We start from the raw sequence: 17,129 nt of genomic DNA, 5'->3' as shown, positions 1-17,129 counted from the left end.
TAACTGATAACTGTTGTGTTGAATCGAATGGGTTTTGTGCTACTGCTCTATTGTGGCCTGTTACTGGTAGCCGTCAAGGGACTATCACAACCATTCACCTTTGCCGAGACACACCCCGTCAACAATCCCGATAGCCTGGAAGCCTGGCTGCAGGCTCACCCTAAGGCCCCGGCAGTAACAAGGCTCAAAAATCTAATTGCCTTAGAACGTACCCACGACTGGGTGAGACTGGGCGACATGGGACGTCATCTGCCAGAAATTTACCAGTTGGCCACACAGACCCGAAACGCCACCGCTCTGGCTGCTTACGAATACATCAAGGCCGAGAAATCGTATCTTCTTAATGATTATCAGCAGGCCACTGTCCACGGCTTCAATGCACTGAGCAGGTTTGAAGCGCTTAACGATGTATCTGGTCTGATTAATACTCATTTTTCACTGTGTTCAGTGAGTGGCAATCGGTTTGGTGAGGTAACAACGGCCGACTCGCTGCTCGCCAACGTGCATTGGAAACAAGCCTTGGCTTTGTTGGCCATAAACCCAAACCCACATGACCAACTCGTTGCCGACTGGATGGCCTTCGATAAGGCCTATAACAGGTCTGATGCTCCCACAATGAGGCAATGTCTAGCCAAGGCACTCCGGCAAATAGCTGCCTATCCGTCATGCCTGTATGCGAAGCGTGTCTTTGAGCGATCGAGTGCCATTCTTTACTTTTTGGAAAAAGACTACCTGAAGTCGTATAATACCGATATAAGACTCTTAAATGCTTCGCAGAAAGCAGATACCTACGAACTAGCCAGTCTTTATCATAACCTGGGTGATGATTGCCTTGCGCTGAACCGACCTCAGGAAGGGCTAACTTATTACGACAAGGCCGCTCAATATGCTAAAGGATGCTTGCCGGTTCGGTACCCTATTATCATTAAATCGTATGAAAGTGCCGGTGAACTAGCGGCCGGAATTGGCCTGCATGAAAAAGCGTATACGTACCTGATGCAGGCGAGAAGGTATGAAAAACAGGCAAATAGCCAGGAGAATAGCCGCCGGATGCAGGAATTGCAGGCCCGATATGAGTCGGCTCGGCGGCAACGCCAAATTGATTTGCTACAGCAAAAACAGGAAATCGCTCAGTTACAGAGCAATACGTACATGGCCGCTCTTGGCCTGGCGGTTGTAGCGCTTGTAGCAATCAGTCTATTAGCCCGGCGGCTTTACCAGAATCGTCGGAAACTACAACAAACAAATCGTCGATTAGAAGCAGCGCTGACCGACGTGCAGCAACTCAATACTACCCTCGGGCACTTCATCGGCATTATCGCCCATGACATGCGCAAGCCCTTGATCTCGTTTCGCAGTCTGGCCGAACTGGTCGGCGATCGGCTCAAAAAACGTGCTTATGGCGATATTCAGCTTATCTCAAGGGCTATCGATCAGGCTGGTAGTCAGATCGAAACCATGCTCGACAACCTCCTGCGCTGGGCACTTGCGCAACGCGAAACGATTCCCTACAAGCCCGAAAACATACCATTACTTTCCCTACTGCACCGCGTAACCGATCTATACCAAAATCTGGTTCAGTTTCAGAACATTCAAATCACAGTCGCCTGTCCTGATACGCTGCACGTCTGGGCAGACGACAATGGCCTGCAACTGATCGTCCGTAATCTGCTCGATAACGCCCTCAAACACCTCGGGGCAGTAGGCGAGGTACGCATCACAGCTACCGTCACGGCTGATCGACAGGCTCTGATCCAGATCAAAGACTCTGGGGAAGGAATCGCCTCTAATCGGCTGGCTTTTTTGCTGAGCTTTTTCGCCGGGGATATTGAAGGGCATGTGGGCCAGAAAGGATTGGGGCTTGGCTTACTGCTGGTCCGTGATTTTGCCGCCCGTAACCAGGGGCATGTCGAGGTAGTCAGTCAGCCTGGGCACAACACCTGTTTTTCGGTTTATATGCCCCTAAGCATCAATGAACCAACTATTGCACAAAATAAGGAAGTGTTGAATTTGCAACAATAGCCTGTGATAATCACCCTTTTTTCTCTGTTAATCGCCGCGCAGATGAGCCCGAAAAACAGTAGGGTGCATATTAGCCAGAAACCTACCGTATGCTGAAGCTCGATGAATACTATTCTCCTTATTGAAGATGACCTGATTGAGCAGGTTCGGGTAAAAGCCATGCTCGAAGAATTTGGCTATACACAAATTTGGGTGGCTTCATCCCTGAAACAGGCCCGCATGGCTCTTCAGAAAACCAGCCCCTCCTTGGTCATTGCGGATATATTTCTGCAAGACGAAACCTCCCTCGACATGCTGACTGACATGCAACAGCTGGCTATTCCGGCGATCTTTATCACCGTTTCAACCGACGAAAAACTGTATCGGCAGATTGACGATGGGCAATCATCTTATGGCTATCTGGTTAAGCCTTTCGACAAATTGACTCTCTTTTCTACGCTAAGGCTCATTTTGACGAATAAAACGCTAACAGCGAAGCACAGTAGCGATTTCATGATGGTGCGCACGCCAAAAGGACAGAAACGGATTATGCTGCATGATGTTCTCTGGCTCGAATCATCCGGCAACTACACGCTTGTGGTGACGGCTTCTGAAAAATTTGCGGTGAAACAGTCGTTGCGTCGGTTAGCCGAAACCATGGGTGATTCCTTTATGCGGGTTCATAAACGCTACTGCGTAAACGTGACCAAAATGACCCACCTGAAAGCACACTCTCTGATTATCAATGCGCAGGAAATTCCTGTCAGCTACATGCGTAAAACGGCCTTATTGGAAAAGCTGAATGAGCCGAGCAACGTTTAATAAAGCGACCCTTAGCCGAGAAAGGAGGCATGTAAACGTACCTGACTTATCGGTACGGACTCCACTCAGTAGAACCACGGTTGACCGGCCCTTCTTAGGCTGATTAACCGTGGTTCTACTATGAAATCGATCCTCAATCAATGGCTTCTTTGCCTGTTTATTTTCCCGGCTTCAGCGCAGGTAGTGGCTCCTGAACGGGTGAAAGACGACATGGCCGATGCCGCGCAGGCTTTCCTGAAAGCACTCTCGCCCGACCAACTGAAACAGGCAACGTACCCATTCACCGACAACGAACGGGTCAACTGGGATTTTGTGCCGCACGCCCGTAAAGGACTTATGCTGAAGCAAATGCAGCCTGAGCAACAGAAACTGGCCTGGGCTCTGCTAAAAACCGGCTTAAGCGATGAAGGGTACAGCAAAGCCACGCAAATTTCTGACCTGGAAAACGTGCTGCGTGTGGTTGAAAAACGTCCTGCAACAGATACCTACCGTGATCCCGAAGGCTACTACGTAACTATTTTTGGTAACGTTGGCGGAAACGACCCGTGGGGATGGCGATTTGAAGGGCATCACCTGTCGGCTCAGTTTTCGTCGCTGACAGGTAAAGTGATGTCGCTAACACCGATGTTTATGGGCAGCAACCCCGGCGAAGTGCGCATTGATGTACCTCAGAAAGGCAAACAGGTATTGCGGGAGGAGACAGCGATGGCCTTCAAACTGCTGCACAGCCTGAACGAAACCCAACGTACCCAGGCAACGCTGGCTAAAAAAGCATTCGGCAACATTATGACCGGTAATAGCCGCCGCGCATCGCTCGAACGTATGGATGGCTTGACCTATGCCGACATGACCACCAGTCAGCGACGCCAGTTTCTTGATTTGCTGAAGCTCTACGTGGGCCGTTACCGAATTACGCTGGCTAAACAGCAAATGGATCGGATTGAGAAGGCGGGACTCGATCAACTTCGTTTTGCCTGGGCGGGCGATATGGCCGAAGGAAACAGCATTGGCTATTACTACCGCATTCACGGCCCCATGTTGTTGATTGAATACGACAACACCCAGAACAACGCCAACCACGTGCACACCGTGGTGCGTGACCTGACCAACGACTTCGGCGACGATCTCCTCCGCGAGCACTACGAACGGGCCAAACATTAGGGCGGGGCGTGGAGCCTTCGCGTCATTATGCTTCGCTGTCATTAGGTGGTCATTTGTTGTCATTAATCGGAAAAGACAATCAATGACTACCTAATGACCACTTAATGACGCGAAGCCTTGAAACAAAGGCCCTGATTTTTAGATTATAGCAGGAAAGCGGCTTGCCATACTGGCTGGTTGCGCCTTCATCATGGACTTCGGAAAAACCACTAATCTCGATACAGGTACGCTGTCTCTACCTCCCGGTCATGCGTTCAACGCGCGGGTGTGGACCGGCGTGACGCCCACGAATCAGCCTAATGTATTCATTGGCGGGCCCGTTTGGGCAAACAAAGATTACGTCGGTAAAGTGTATCCGGCAACGGCGAAGGATAAAGACTTTCTGCACCATTACGTTCGGCAGTTCAATACCATCGAGCTAAATCTGACGCATTATCAGATTCCAACGCCGAACATGATTGAGAAGTGGAAAACAGAAGCTGCTGGTATGGTGGCTGAGCGTAATAAAACAGGTACGTCATTTCTGTATTGCCCCAAATTTCCGCAGGCAATCAGTCACGAACGGCTGTTGCAGGGCGCCGAAAACCTGACCAACGAATTTGTGAATGCTATTTTCGGGCTGGAAGAATTTCTGGGCATGTCGTTTCTGCAACTACCGCCTATGTTCGGCCCCGATAAATGGCCGGTGCTGGAACGCTACCTCAGTCACCTGCCCGACGACCTCGACGTGGCCGTAGAGTTTCGTCATCCCGACTGGTTTAAATCGGCCGCCGTTTGGGGGCAAACACTGGAGCGCCTTTATGGGCTTCACCGCCATACAGTGATCACCGACGTAGCCGGGCGTCGAGATGTGTTACACATGGGACTTAGTAGTCCGGTGCTTACCCTGCGTTTTATTGCCAACGAAGGTCATCCAACCGATTATACGCGTACTGATGAGTGGATTCAACGCCTCAAAAGCTGGTTCGATAAAGGGCTACAGACTGCTTATCTGTTTGTGCATGGCGGCGGCGATAACGATACCGCACCAGAGTTGATTCGTTACTGGATACGTGAACTAAACAAACACTGCGGACTGAATCTGCGTGAACCTGTTCTTCAACCGCAGGTAGTTCAGGGAAGCCTGTTCTAATTGGTTATTTATCCTGTAATAGTTTTCGTAGCCGGTCAGGATACGATAGGTAGGCCTGAGTTCCTTCAACACGCATTGGGAAAAGGCTATATCGGCCTTCATAGTACCAGTAATACTCTTCATTAACGGTATATACTTCCTCGTTGTAAAAGCCATGTACCATTTCGTGGGAGGCGGCAATGTAGTCGAGTACGGTATCGGCCTCCAGCGGATGGATAAATACCGATCCTTTAGCCGGAATATTCACCACCGCGCCGTAAGGGCCAACGGTTGTGTCGGCATTTCGTTCTAATTCGATGGCGCAGGCTACCGCAAAGTCATTATGAAACAGGGTATAGAGCGGTAGTTTGCCGGTCAACTCATAGCCCGACAGGTCTGGTTTCTCACGGGCAATGTTGTCCAGGGCGAGGTCGAATAGGTACGCGTCTGATACGTCCCATTCGCCAATTTCGCTGCGGCGCACGTAGTGCAGGGCATCGTCGAAATCAATGACCAAAAACGTATTCGTCTGTGGAAAATCCTGCCGGTATACGCAATCCTGCATGATGTCCTGTGCAAACCCGACGGGCTTTACCTGTACTTTCAATAAGGGAACGGCGAACTCAAAATCTTTATAGATATAGGTAATGGCCGCGCTGTTGATCGGCAGAATTTTTACGTGTCCGGCAACGATTGCCTCCCATTCTGTGGGCTCTGCGGTCTTACATTTACGCAGCAGATTGTCCATATAGAAGCGAGTTGGCCCTTTCTGCCCGTCGAATTGAACGTGAACGGTGCCCTCATTCGTTATCTCATCAATACGTCCTTTCAAACTCAGCTGATCGATAGTAAGGGCGAGAATCTGGTTATACTGGTCGATAGATAGCCAATCGACCATGTGGCCGGGTAGCGGATAAAGCGGAAGCGAGCTGGGAGCTGACTCCTTGTCTTTGCGTCTGAATAGTCCAAACATAATAGATACAATATACGTACTATTAACAACAGATAGTACTGCTGAACCAACTTCCTGCCCAACCCGTTAAGTGGCTTTTGCAAGGCATGTCTTGGAAAAAAATGTATTTTTGCGGCTTAATGCAAGTAACATTCGACCCTTGCGTTATTTTTAATTAGAGAGGTTTCTGGTACTAATCTTGAGATCGTCGGCGTTTGACCGATAAATTGTTAAATTTTTTCAATCCTTCATGAAAAACGTATTGATTATCTGCGCCGGTTTGACTTTGTTGTCATCGTGCGCTGCCAGCAAAAAGCAGAAAGCAGAGCTGGCCAACCTACAGTCGGCCCATGAGAAAACGCTGGCTGATCTGAATAACTGCGATAAGCGTACGACTGAATTGCAGGGGACGATTAAAAGTAAAGATGCTGAACTGGCTAGCAAAGTCACTCAGCTGGCTGATTTGCAGAGCCAGGTCGATTACTTGAAAAAAACCAGCAACAACCTGCTCGATCGCATGTCTGACCTGTCAGTGGTGAGCAAGCAAGGTGCTGAAAGCATCAAGAAATCGATGGAAACGCTGAACGAGCAAACCAAATATGTGAACAACATCAACAACCAGATTCGCAGCAAAGATTCGCTGAACCTGGCTCTGGTGATGAATCTGAAGCGTTCACTGGCCGATATCAACGATCAGGATGTGCAGGTTGAAGTGAAGAAAGGCGTTGTATACGTATCTATTTCAGACAAACTGCTGTTCAACTCGGGTAAATTCGACGTAAATCCACAAGCCGAAGCCGTATTAGGTAAAGTTGCTAAAGTGGTAAACGATCACAACGAGCTCGATATTCTGGTTGAAGGCCACACAGATGCGGTTCCATTCGTATCGGGTGTACTTCGCGATAACTGGGACTTGAGCGTACTGCGGGCAACGGCTGTTTCACGGGTGCTGCAATCTAAGTTCGGTGTAGCGCCAACTCGCCTCACCGCAGGTGGTCGCGGCGAATATGCACCTAAAGATGACAACGCAACGCCCGAAGGTCGCAAGACTAACCGTCGTACAGAGATTATCCTGACTCCGAAACTGGATCAGTTCTTCAATCTGCTGTCGAGCGGTCAAGGCAAATAAGTTGACTTTTGCTCTTACAAAAAATGCCCTTGGTCACTATGATCGAGGGCATTTTTTGTGGGTACGTTCAGAACGACTGTACTTAGTTGGAGCGGAACATATTGCCTAATCCAATAGCCACCGTGCTGTATAATCGCATGAGCGGGGCGGGCACAATGTATTCTTGAATAATCTCTTTGCGCTCCTCGCCTGTTAACTTAGCCAACTTCAAGTATTTAATAGCCAGCATGTTGCGGGGGTAGTACTCGTCACGGTATTGCTCACTGTCGAGCATCCAGCGGTAGTAACGAGCTATGTTCCGGTTGAGCACCTCATCATATTTCCCCTCTAATTCCTTTCCGATCGCTTCATACATCGCAATACGGTTGCGTAGGAAAACGGCGTCGTCATATTTATCGGTGAAACTGGTACCGCCCTGATTTTTGCGGTAAACCGACATGAGGTCAGGCAGGAATCCGATTTTGCCCTGTTTTGCTTTCAGCACCAACCGTGGAATATCGCCGCTTACCGATGCTTTGAACCAATCGGGGTACTCGGCTATGCTATTTCGATACATGGTGCTCGATGTAGCCATGAACCAGATTTCTTCTTCACCGATCAGGTCGTCGACGGTGAAAAATGGTTTTGTATCGGGTCCGTTCAACTCATGCGCGGGTGTACCATCTTCGTAGGTAATCAGCGCATTATGGAAAACCATCGAGTAATCGGGGTGGGCGTCGAGGAAATCGGCCTGCTTCTGCAATTTCAGTGCGTCGGTCCAGTAATCGTCACCGTCCATCAACGCGTAATACTCGCCGGTTGCTAGCTTAAGGGTTTCGAGGAAATTAATGCCCCCGTTTTTACCCATGTTACGCGGGTGCAAAACGCCTTTGACCAACCCCGGATGCAGGCGCTCGTATTCCTGAATAATCTCCCGTGTTCCATCACTGGAGAAATCGTCTCCCACCAAAATTTCGATGGGAAACGATGTCTGTTGAGCCAGAGCGCTGTCGATAGCCTTTCGGATAAAGCGCTGCTGATTGTACGTGATAATGAGTACGCTGACTTTGACTTTCATTAAACGGCTACTTCTTTCGCCTGGACAATTTGCTTGCTCCATCCCTGCGGCTCTTCATTGTCGGCAGGTTTGGCCCAGGGGTCATAAAACGGCAGAATGCTCACCCAACGCCCGGCGGGGTTATCCCAGCTGAAGCGATCGGCAAAGCTCGACGGGCTAACCCAGTGCGGCAAATCATACCGGAACAGGATCATATCACCTACATCCTGATGGCCTTCGGTTTCTACGATGTGGTTGTTGATCACGTACCCGGTACCGCCCGAATGGTAATCGTTACCGTACTGGTTCAGTGCCAGAATCATGCCCACTTTTTGGGGGTTAAGCGGGTGCCAGTGCCGACCAAAAAAACTGCCTCCCAGCGGGTAATGCGTTACCTGGGGGTGAAAATAGGGTTGCCCCTTATGAATGCCATACTCCTCATTATTGCCCGTCATGCTGTTCCAGAAGCGACGAACAGGATCAAATACAGTCAATAGCGTTTGGCGAAACTCGTCGTCGAGGTCCAGAATCGCATCGAATGTGTGGTCATGAAACAACTGCGGAGCCTGCTGAATTTTAGCAATGTGCAGGCGCTGCTTATGTTGATTGTTATCGAACGTGTCCGGTCCTTCGGCCAGGGGCGTTTTGGCTGCCCAGGCAATGGTACCATCAATCACGCTACGAAGCGTTTCCGGTGAGAAACCCGTCTTGATAATGACAATGTTGGGCTCGTTTACCAACCGCATTACCTCTTCGTAGGGTATTTCGGGCACAATCTGCCCGTCTTTTATGTCGGCGTTAACTTTGATGATGTACTTAGCTACCTCCTGCATAGTGAGTTGTGATAATGTGAGACAAGTTAGACGTCAGCCAAGCTATAAACCAGCGATTAACGGGTTTGTTAGCGAATGGAGATGCACAAACTTAAGGTGTACGTTAAAGCCAACGTGCTGACTATACTCAGGGTTCAAGCTGATTCAGCGCATAGCCGAAACCCGAGGCCCCGAAGCCATTTCCGTTGTAGAGCATCACCCACTGATTGCGGTTGGGGAAGATGTGACAGTAATCCATCATCATCGAATCCCATCCTTCTTCCGACCGTTCAATGCCGGCTTTGTCATCGGTACGTGTCCAGTTTATACCGTCGGTCGATTCGGCACAGCCAATCCGGTAACTCCGGCGCACATCGGTACGGTAGTTGGTGGCGCTCCGGTACGAGAAATACATACGATATACACCCCCGTCGCGGAATACCGTTGGCCGGCCAATGGCATCGGTGAACGCATCGTAGCCCACGCAAACCTGACCTGTTCGGTTCCAGTGAATACCATCCGTCGATTCGGCGTATTTCACGTCATAAAATGGCTCCGGATGCCCGTCGATCACGTCAATTTTTGTGCACGACAGATACCACATGCGCCACAGATCAGGGCGCTCCCGAATTACGCAGGGTTGGGCTACCCACACCTGATCGAAGATGTAGCGGTCCAAGATAGGGCCCGTAAACATGCGCTCGAAGGTCAAACCACCGTCGCGGCTTACGGCCAGGCCAATGCCAAGGCGGTACGAGGCGGTTTCGCTCTTGTTCCAGCCGGTATAGTACAACCAGATTTCATTGTCGACCTGCACGAACCACGATGGCATAGCCCCACTCTCATCGAACGTACCTACGTCGCCTTTCGTCAGACAGGGCTTGTCGTGTACATACAATACGTTGGAGAGGTCATCCGGGTCTAGTTCAACAAATGATGTAGCCGACTGAATATCCTTATCCCGGGTTGAGAAGTAGACCCGCAACCGGTCGCCCATCGGAAAACCGAACGGCACCTGCGCGTGCGTCTGACTAAATGAAAATTCGCCCGTGGGTTTATAAACGAGCCCTTTTTTCTGCCAATTCATGATCATTGATAATGTCTGTACCACTGCTGAAACACCATGAGTGTCCAGAGCAGTTTACGATGATTTTGTTTGCCGGTATAATGCTCCTGCTGAAGCTGACGAACATACCCGGCGTTGAATAAGCCGTGCTGTTTCAATGACTCGTCGGAGAGTAGATCGTCGCACAGCGGCTTTAATTCATTGCGCAACCACTGCGAGAGGGGAATACCGAAGCCCTTTTTGGGTCGATCAATAATATCGTCGGGAATCTTGTTGCGCATCAGCGTTTTCAGGATGTACTTCCCTGTTAAGCCTTTACGCTTATACGATTCGGGCAAACTGTTGGCAAAGTCAACAATGCGGTAATCGAGAAAAGGCGCGCGCACTTCCAGCGAATTATACATACTTGCCCGGTCAACCTTCACCAGAATATCGTCGAGCAGGTACGTCATGTAATAGATGTACGACGTTTGATCGAAGTCGTTGGTACCGGCAGGTAAATTGGCCAAATGGCTGTCGATCACTCCTAAACCCGTTTTGTCGGTAAGTTGGGCCTGTACGTCGGCGCTGAGTAGCTGACGTTTCTGTTCGGGCGAAAAACTGCCCAGCCAGAGCGTGTGCGTATAGGCTGGCTTTTCCTCAAAACCCTTTAAAAACTGCTTTGCCTTAAAATCCAGACTAATATTGGAGTCGCTGACGGGCAGTAAATTAGCCACGCGGTTGGCCAGCGCCTTAATAGGCCGGGGCATGGCACCGTAGGCCCCCCGAACATAGTCAGAGGCGAAGGTTGGGTAGCCGGCCAGCAATTCGTCGCTGCCATCACCACCCAGCGCCACCGTTACCCGTTCGCGGGTGAACTGCGAGAGTAGGTACGTTGGAATGATAGACGCATCGGCAAAGGGTTCGTCTAACTGAGCCGTAATGGCGGGCAGCAGGTCGAGCGAATCCTGGGCAGTCAGTACTTTCTCGTAGTGATCGGTACCCAGGTGTTTGGCTACTGACCGGGCATAATCGGTTTCGTCGTACGATTTTTCCTGGAATCCGATCGAGAACGTTTTGATTTTGGTCTCGCTGTTTTTCTGGGCATAATAAGCCACCGCCGAACTGTCGAGACCGCCACTCAAAAACACACCCAACGGCACATCGGCCACCAGTCGGGAAGCGGTGGCGTCGTTAAGTAGTTCGTCGAATTTGGTCAGCGCTGCATCGAATGAGATAGGCTGATGGTTGAACTGAATGGTCCAGAACGGTTTGTTGGCCGTTACCTTTCCGTTCTCGAAAATCAAGTAGTGGCCGGGTGCCAGTTTCTGAATATCCCGATAAATGCTGTAGGGCGTAGGTACGTATTCAAACGTCAGATAAGCATTCAGCGCATCAGGGCTAATGGTTTTGCTCACCAGCGGATGTTGCAGCAGCGCTTTTGGTTCAGAGCCATAGATGAGCGTATCGCCCATCACGCTGTAGTGCATCGGCTTTTTGCCCATTCTGTCGCGCGCCAGTAACGTTTTTCCGGTTCGGAAATCGTAAATGGCGAAGGCGAACATACCGTTGATCTTATCGAACAGTTTTTCGCCATGCTCCTGATACAGATAGAGTAATACCTCGGTATCCGACGTGGTGCGGAAATGGTACTTACCCAGGGCCTGAAGCTCTGTTTTCAGCTCAACGTAATTGTAGATTTCGCCGTTAAAGACCATACCGATCTGCCCGTCTTCGGTATAAAACGGCTGATTAGCGCCTGAGCTAAGATCAATAATGCTTAGACGGGCATGCCCCAACCCAACCGATATATTAGGTGGCAAACCCTGCGACTGCGACTTATAAGACTGACCGGGTTTTAAGTCGCCCCCCTGAAAATCGGGGCCCCGGTGTTTCAGTTGCCGAATCATCCGTAACAGATCGTCTTCGCTACCGCGCCCCGTAAACCCTGCTAATCCACACATAATTTCTGTTGGTTCAATTAACTCATCCGTAGCCGGTCAGTTGTCTGATTCACCGTTTCGCCAGGTACGTCGAAATTGATCAGTTCCTTCACGGTATAGGGCATTTTGCTCTGCGACTCATAATACGTTCGCATCAGAATTTCGGCAATTACGCCCATCAGCACCAGCTGAATACCCACCACAAAAAACATAGATGCGATGGTCGGTAGCGGGGTTTCAACCAGATCTTTCTGGCCTGTCAGCTTGAAATAGGCGGCCATGATCGTGGCTACGAACGTGACCAGAAAAGCCAGAATACCAGCGCCGCCAAAAAAGTGGATAGGCCGCTGCATGTACTTTTCCAGAAACTTGATCAGGACCAGATCAAGCAACACCTTGTAGGTTCGGAAAATGCCGTAATTACTTTTTCCAAACTGTCGTGGCTGATAATTAACCGGCATTTCGGTGACCTTACCACCCTGCCAGGCGCAATAAACCGGAATAAACCGGTGCATCTGCCCGTAGAGCGTCACGTCTTTGATCACATCCCGACGGTAGGCTTTAAGGGTGCAGCCATAATCGTGAAGCGGCACACCAGAGATGCTGCTAATCAGTTTATTGGCTGTCATCGAAGGTAGTTTCCGGGTCAGGAACTCGCCCTTCCACCGGTTTTGCCGCCAGCCGCTCACTACATCGTAGCCATCATCTAGCCGATCAACCAGTTTTGTGATATCGTGCGGATCATTTTCCAGATCACTGTCGATCAACACAATAACCTCGCCTGAGGCATGCTGAATACCCGCATTGATAGCCGCTGTTTGCCCGAAGTTACGCTTGAAATTGATGGCCTTTACCCGTTTGTTGCGGGCGCACACGATGCGCAACTGTTCCAGCGAATCATCTTTGGACCCATCATTGACGGCCAGAATTTCATAATCATACTGGCCGATGGCGTTTTCGAGCGTATCGAACAGAATGGGGATACTCTTCGATTCATTATAAATCGGTACTATAACGGAGAGGTAGGCCATGTATGAGTATGTTTTTTAGACTGTCGGTAACGAATGATAGACAAGAATAGGGTAACGGCACTGAGTACTAAAAATGGGTAAAAGGGAGCCAGATACCGTGTTTCGGGATGCCGAAGTACCATCACGTAGACAACGATGCAATACGCAAAAGCAAGCGGAATAAACAAAAGCCGATCGTCGCGTTTTAATCCACGCTGGGTTAGCAAAACAAGGCCAAGGAGTCCTGGAATAAGCACGAATATATAGTGATAAAGTCGAAGCAGGAACCGGGGCCACTGCGTTTTCACGATGTCGTCCAGAAATGTGTATCCCCAACTTCCATGCAAGAAAGTAAAGGTATAACGCAGGGGTGCCCACACATAATACACCAGCGGATTGTCTTCACGTACCGATCGGGTATACCGGTTCAGCTTTTCTTTGATCTGCGCCGAGATGATACTGCGTTGTACTGAATCGAGTTCGGGGCCATTTCCCAGCCGGTAGCAGAGGTTCCGCACCGAGGTTATGGAGTCGCGGTTGAACCGGGCTGTATATACGTAATTGGGTGGTGGGCCAAGATCTTCTTTTACGTACCAACGCACCGGCGGCAGAAAGTTATTGTTACCCCAACCCTGAATCCACCGAATGCCAGTGTTCGGAAACCAGTACGAAAAATCTTCACCATAGGTCTGGCAAAAGGCCATCAGGTCGAAGTAGTTGGCGGGCCAGAAACTCTCGGGATACCAGGGGCTCTTGAGCAGCGGAATTACTTCTTTATAACTGCGGTAGTTACGCACCATCCAGGCACCATCGGCCAGCAGGAAGGGAACCAGAAATAGCAGACTATACCGCAACAACTGCTTAAAAGGTAATTTACCCCGAAGCCAGCGTAGCCCCCAAATGGCTATCGGAATAGCCAGTAGAGGCAGGTGAGCGGGTTTTAGAAAGACAGACCAGGTTAGCCAGGCACCGGCTGCCAGCAATGAAAACCAGCGCGTTGGTTTTTCGTGGAAACGCAACCAGGCGAAGAGAAAAAAAACGGAGGCCGAAGCAGCCAGGCTTTCGGTCAGGAAATAGCCGTCGAATACGCTAACGAATGTGCTGAACAGGTAGATGAAATAAGCCCAGTAAAAGGCACGTTCGGTCTGAAACAGCTTTTGGGCACACAAACCCAGCACATAAACCGATAGGGCCGATACTACTACCTGAAGTAGAATGACCAGGTTACAGGCTACCGCCGCACTGAAAAATAGCCGGAATAGGAGATATACCGCCGGATAGGCGGGCATTCTGACATCGGTTTTGAACCCCTGATGAGCCAGCAGGCTTTCGACCGGCTGAATGTACGTCATCATATCACCGTTGCTCTGCCCCCAAAAACCATCGATGTCGTGGTAATAGGTTTGAGTCAGAAACCAGCCCAGAAACAGACCTTTCACCACCAGTGCAATAACCGTCCAGTAGAGCCAGTTACTGGCTGGTTTCAGCAACAGTGGTTTTGTCATAGGTACGTCATTTTATACCAGGCCACAAAGCGGCTCAATCCCTCTTCCAGCGTCACTTTGGGTGTATAGCCCAACAGTTGCTTCGCCCGCGATACATCCGCGTAGGTGCGGTCAACATCGCCGGGTTGCATGGGCAAGTATTCAATCTGTGGCGACTTGTCCATCAGGCGGTACAGGGTCGTCACCAGCGTTTGCAGCGTAACGGGGCTATGGTTGCCCAGATTGATGATTTCGTAGGCCGTTGGGTTGGTTTTCAGGTACGTTAGGGCGGCCATAATACCATCTACGGTATCGCTCACGTAGGTATAATCACGCGAGGTAGTGCCGGTGCCGAACATCGGAATAGGTTGATCGGCGGCCATCATCCGCACAAACTTGTGGATGGCCAGATCGGGCCGTTGCCTTTCGCCGTAAACGGTAAAAAACCGCAAGTTCACAATGCCCATTCCGTAGAGGTGATGGTAGTTGTGAGTCAGCAGTTCGCACGAGCGTTTGGTAAACGCGTAGGGCGATATAGGCTGTTCAACGCTGTCGGTTTCACTGAATGGTATTTTCTCGTTGTTGCCATATACCGACGACGATGAGGCAAAGACCATCTTGCCAACTCCATGCTGCTGCATCCAGGCCAGCAGGTTGTTGGTGCCGGCAATGTTGGTACTGATGTAATCAGCAGGTTGTTCAATCGAGGGGCGAACACCCGCTTTAGCCGCAATGTGAATGACGGCATCAACGTTGGTATCCAACTTGCTTAGCCACTCAGCCTCACGAATATCGGCTTCGATAAACGTGAAATTCGGGTGGGTCAATGCCCCCGACAGATTTCGCTCCTTGACGGAACGTGCGTAGAAGGAATCGAAATTATCAACGCCAATAACCCGGTATCCACTGGCAAGTAGCCTATCCGTGAGGTGACTGCCGATAAAGCCCGCGCATCCAGTGACTACTAATTGGGTAGAAGGTTTCATCTTATAATTATGCCGATACCGTTGACCAAGGTCAACGGTATCGGCTCCGATTAGGCTTTTTGCCCTAAACGAGCCACCATACTATCGTGAATTTGCACCAAAGTTTGCTGCAAATCGTAGCTCCAGTTCCAATCTGGGTAGTGCTCTTTGAATTTATTTAGGTTCGAAATATACCAGATGTGGTCACCAATGCGGTTGGTGTCTGAGTAGGTATAGTTCATGGTGTTACCCGAGATCTCTTCGCACACTTTCATGGCTTCAATCATCGAGCAGTTGGCATGGCGGCCACCACCTGCGTTGTATACTTCGCCGGCGCGTGGGTTCTGGTAAAAGTGCCAGAACATATTCACGAGGTCGTAGCTGTGGATGTTGTCACGTACCTGCTTGCCTTTATAACCGAAGATTGTGTATTGAGTGCCTGTGATAGCGCATTTCATGAGGTAACTCAGGAAACCATGCAATTGAGCACCCGAATGGTTGGGCCCCGTGAGGCAACCACCCCGGAAAACGGCCGTTTTCATGCCGAAATAGCGGCCATATTCCTGAACCAGAATGTCGGCTGCTACTTTTGATGCACCAAACAGCGAGTGTTTGGTATGGTCAATACTCATGAATTCGTCGATACCATCTTTAAAATACGGGTGGTTTTCGTCGATTTCCCAGCGGGTCTCTGTTTCGATCAGCGGGAGGTAGTTTGGGTTATCACCATATACCTTGTTGGTCGATGTAAAGATAAATACAGCCTCAGGTGCGTGTTGCCGGGTCATTTCCAGCAAATTCAGCGTGCCGTTGGCGTTTACCGTAAAGTCGGTAAAAGGCTCGCGAGCCGCCCAGTCGTGGCTTGGTTGAGCCGCCGCGTGAATAATCAGTTTAATGTCGGCCCCGAACTCTTTAAAGATCGGCTCCAGTTGTGATACTTCCCGAATATCGGCGGGGCGGTGCGTGTAATTGCTATACGCGTCGCTCAGGCGATTACGGTTCCACTCCGTAGATCCCTCTGCGCCAAAGAAGTACTGACGCATGTTGTTGTCGATACCCACTACGAGATCGAACTTATCTGAAAAAAAGGCAACTGATTCGCTGCCAATGAGTCCTGCCGAACCTGTAACTAATGCAACATTCATACCTGAAAAGCCTTGTTTATCAGCCTACACTAACCAAAAAATCCTAATTCACCGGGTTTAGTAGCGGGGCAAAGTAACGCAAAAAAGTTATATTCCGTGACACCGCTCCATAACAAAGGAAGAGGCGATGCCACCGGGTATCGCCTCTTCCTTCGCTAATAAATACAATCAGCCGGTTTATGCTCCTTCGCCGATTGTACCGGTGCCGAACATTTTCTCGCGAATTTTCTGCGTCCGGGCGTCCAGTTCTGGATTTGCTTTGTATTTGTAGGTCGATTGAACGGCGGCCGAATCAGGGCCGGTACCGTACACCTCGCCGTCGCCAGCTTTATAGCCTGACCGGAAATCCTGCTTGCGGAAATCTTCCTGACGGATGGTGTTATTCTTTTGGTAATCGCACGAAGCCAGTGAGAGACCAGCCAGTACGAACATGCCCATATAAACGACGCGTTTCATAGCTGCTTGATTGTGAATCGAAAGTTCCGCAAAGGTAATCACAAAGTGGTTAGTCGA

15 protein-coding genes are annotated in these 17,129 nt (G+C 50.0%); 5 read left to right on the top strand and 10 right to left on the bottom strand.

Annotated features, from left to right (window positions below):
• Window positions 1-15 precede the first annotated feature (15 nt).
• The 4 genes from ACAW87_RS21430 to ACAW87_RS21415 all read left to right on the top strand — a co-directional run bounded on the left by ACAW87_RS21430 (window position 16) and on the right by ACAW87_RS21415 (window position 5,116).
• Complete coding sequence (locus tag ACAW87_RS21430) at window positions 16-2,022, top strand: ATP-binding protein (protein ID WP_370725695.1); 2,007 nt, start codon at window positions 16-18, stop codon at window positions 2,020-2,022.
• A 102-nt stretch (window positions 2,023-2,124) separates the two neighbouring features.
• Window positions 2,125-2,823: a LytR/AlgR family response regulator transcription factor gene (locus ACAW87_RS21425; protein WP_370725694.1), complete on the top strand. Its 699-nt coding sequence runs from the start codon at window positions 2,125-2,127 to the stop codon at window positions 2,821-2,823.
• A gap of 120 nt (window positions 2,824-2,943) precedes the next feature.
• Window positions 2,944-3,984 carry a DUF3500 domain-containing protein gene (locus ACAW87_RS21420; RefSeq protein ID WP_370725693.1) on the top strand — a complete coding sequence of 347 codons (1,041 nt, stop codon included), beginning with the start codon at window positions 2,944-2,946 and terminating at the stop codon, window positions 3,982-3,984.
• A 190-nt stretch (window positions 3,985-4,174) separates the two neighbouring features.
• Complete coding sequence (locus ACAW87_RS21415) at window positions 4,175-5,116, top strand: DUF72 domain-containing protein (protein ID WP_370725692.1); 942 nt, start codon at window positions 4,175-4,177, stop codon at window positions 5,114-5,116.
• A 4-nt stretch (window positions 5,117-5,120) separates the two neighbouring features.
• Here the strand turns inward: ACAW87_RS21415 and ACAW87_RS21410 are convergent, their stop codons facing one another.
• Entirely contained in the window at window positions 5,121-6,068 is a 948-nt protein-coding gene (locus ACAW87_RS21410; RefSeq protein WP_370725691.1) for a DUF1444 domain-containing protein, read from the bottom strand.
• A 229-nt stretch (window positions 6,069-6,297) separates the two neighbouring features.
• Here ACAW87_RS21410 and ACAW87_RS21405 point away from each other — a divergent pair, with 229 nt between their 5' ends.
• Entirely contained in the window at window positions 6,298-7,176 is an 879-nt protein-coding gene (locus ACAW87_RS21405; protein ID WP_370725690.1) for an OmpA/MotB family protein, read from the top strand.
• Between the two features lie 82 nt (window positions 7,177-7,258).
• Here the strand turns inward: ACAW87_RS21405 and ACAW87_RS21400 are convergent, their stop codons facing one another.
• The 9 genes from ACAW87_RS21400 to ACAW87_RS21360 all read right to left on the bottom strand — a co-directional run bounded on the left by ACAW87_RS21400 (window position 7,259) and on the right by ACAW87_RS21360 (window position 17,072).
• On the bottom strand, window positions 7,259-8,233 hold the full coding sequence (locus ACAW87_RS21400) for a glycosyltransferase family 2 protein (RefSeq protein ID WP_370725689.1): 975 nt from the start codon (window positions 8,231-8,233) through the stop codon (window positions 7,259-7,261).
• On the bottom strand, window positions 8,233-9,045 hold the full coding sequence (locus ACAW87_RS21395) for a hypothetical protein (RefSeq protein WP_370725688.1): 813 nt from the start codon (window positions 9,043-9,045) through the stop codon (window positions 8,233-8,235). The genes ACAW87_RS21400 and ACAW87_RS21395 overlap by 1 nt, the downstream gene beginning before the upstream one ends.
• 127 nt (window positions 9,046-9,172) lie before the next feature.
• Complete coding sequence (locus ACAW87_RS21390) at window positions 9,173-10,111, bottom strand: glycoside hydrolase family protein (protein ID WP_370725687.1); 939 nt, start codon at window positions 10,109-10,111, stop codon at window positions 9,173-9,175.
• Window positions 10,112-10,113: 2 nt separating this feature from the next.
• The gene (gene asnB / locus ACAW87_RS21385) at window positions 10,114-12,033 is read right to left on the bottom strand and encodes an asparagine synthase (glutamine-hydrolyzing) (protein WP_370725686.1); all 1,920 of its coding nucleotides are present in this window, start codon (window positions 12,031-12,033) and stop codon (window positions 10,114-10,116) included.
• Window positions 12,034-12,050: 17 nt separating this feature from the next.
• Window positions 12,051-13,043: a glycosyltransferase family 2 protein gene (locus ACAW87_RS21380; protein ID WP_370725685.1), complete on the bottom strand. Its 993-nt coding sequence runs from the start codon at window positions 13,041-13,043 to the stop codon at window positions 12,051-12,053.
• Window positions 13,022-14,527, bottom strand: coding sequence for a glycosyltransferase family protein (locus ACAW87_RS21375; protein ID WP_370725684.1), 1,506 nt, complete (start codon window positions 14,525-14,527; stop codon window positions 13,022-13,024). Before ACAW87_RS21375 ends, ACAW87_RS21380 begins: the two co-directional genes overlap by 22 nt.
• Window positions 14,524-15,492, bottom strand: coding sequence for a GDP-mannose 4,6-dehydratase (locus ACAW87_RS21370; RefSeq protein WP_370725683.1), 969 nt, complete (start codon window positions 15,490-15,492; stop codon window positions 14,524-14,526). Before ACAW87_RS21370 ends, ACAW87_RS21375 begins: the two co-directional genes overlap by 4 nt.
• A gap of 50 nt (window positions 15,493-15,542) precedes the next feature.
• Window positions 15,543-16,616, bottom strand: coding sequence for an NAD-dependent epimerase/dehydratase family protein (locus ACAW87_RS21365; RefSeq protein ID WP_370725682.1), 1,074 nt, complete (start codon window positions 16,614-16,616; stop codon window positions 15,543-15,545).
• Window positions 16,617-16,793: 177 nt separating this feature from the next.
• Complete coding sequence (locus ACAW87_RS21360) at window positions 16,794-17,072, bottom strand: hypothetical protein (protein WP_370725681.1); 279 nt, start codon at window positions 17,070-17,072, stop codon at window positions 16,794-16,796.
• Window positions 17,073-17,129: the final 57 nt, after the last annotated feature.

Source organism: Fibrella aquatica (assembly GCF_041321135.1).
GTDB lineage: Bacteria > Bacteroidota > Bacteroidia > Cytophagales > Spirosomataceae > Fibrella > Fibrella aquatica.
Note: the sequence above shows the minus strand (reverse complement) of the source record. Positions and strands in the feature narration are given on the sequence as shown.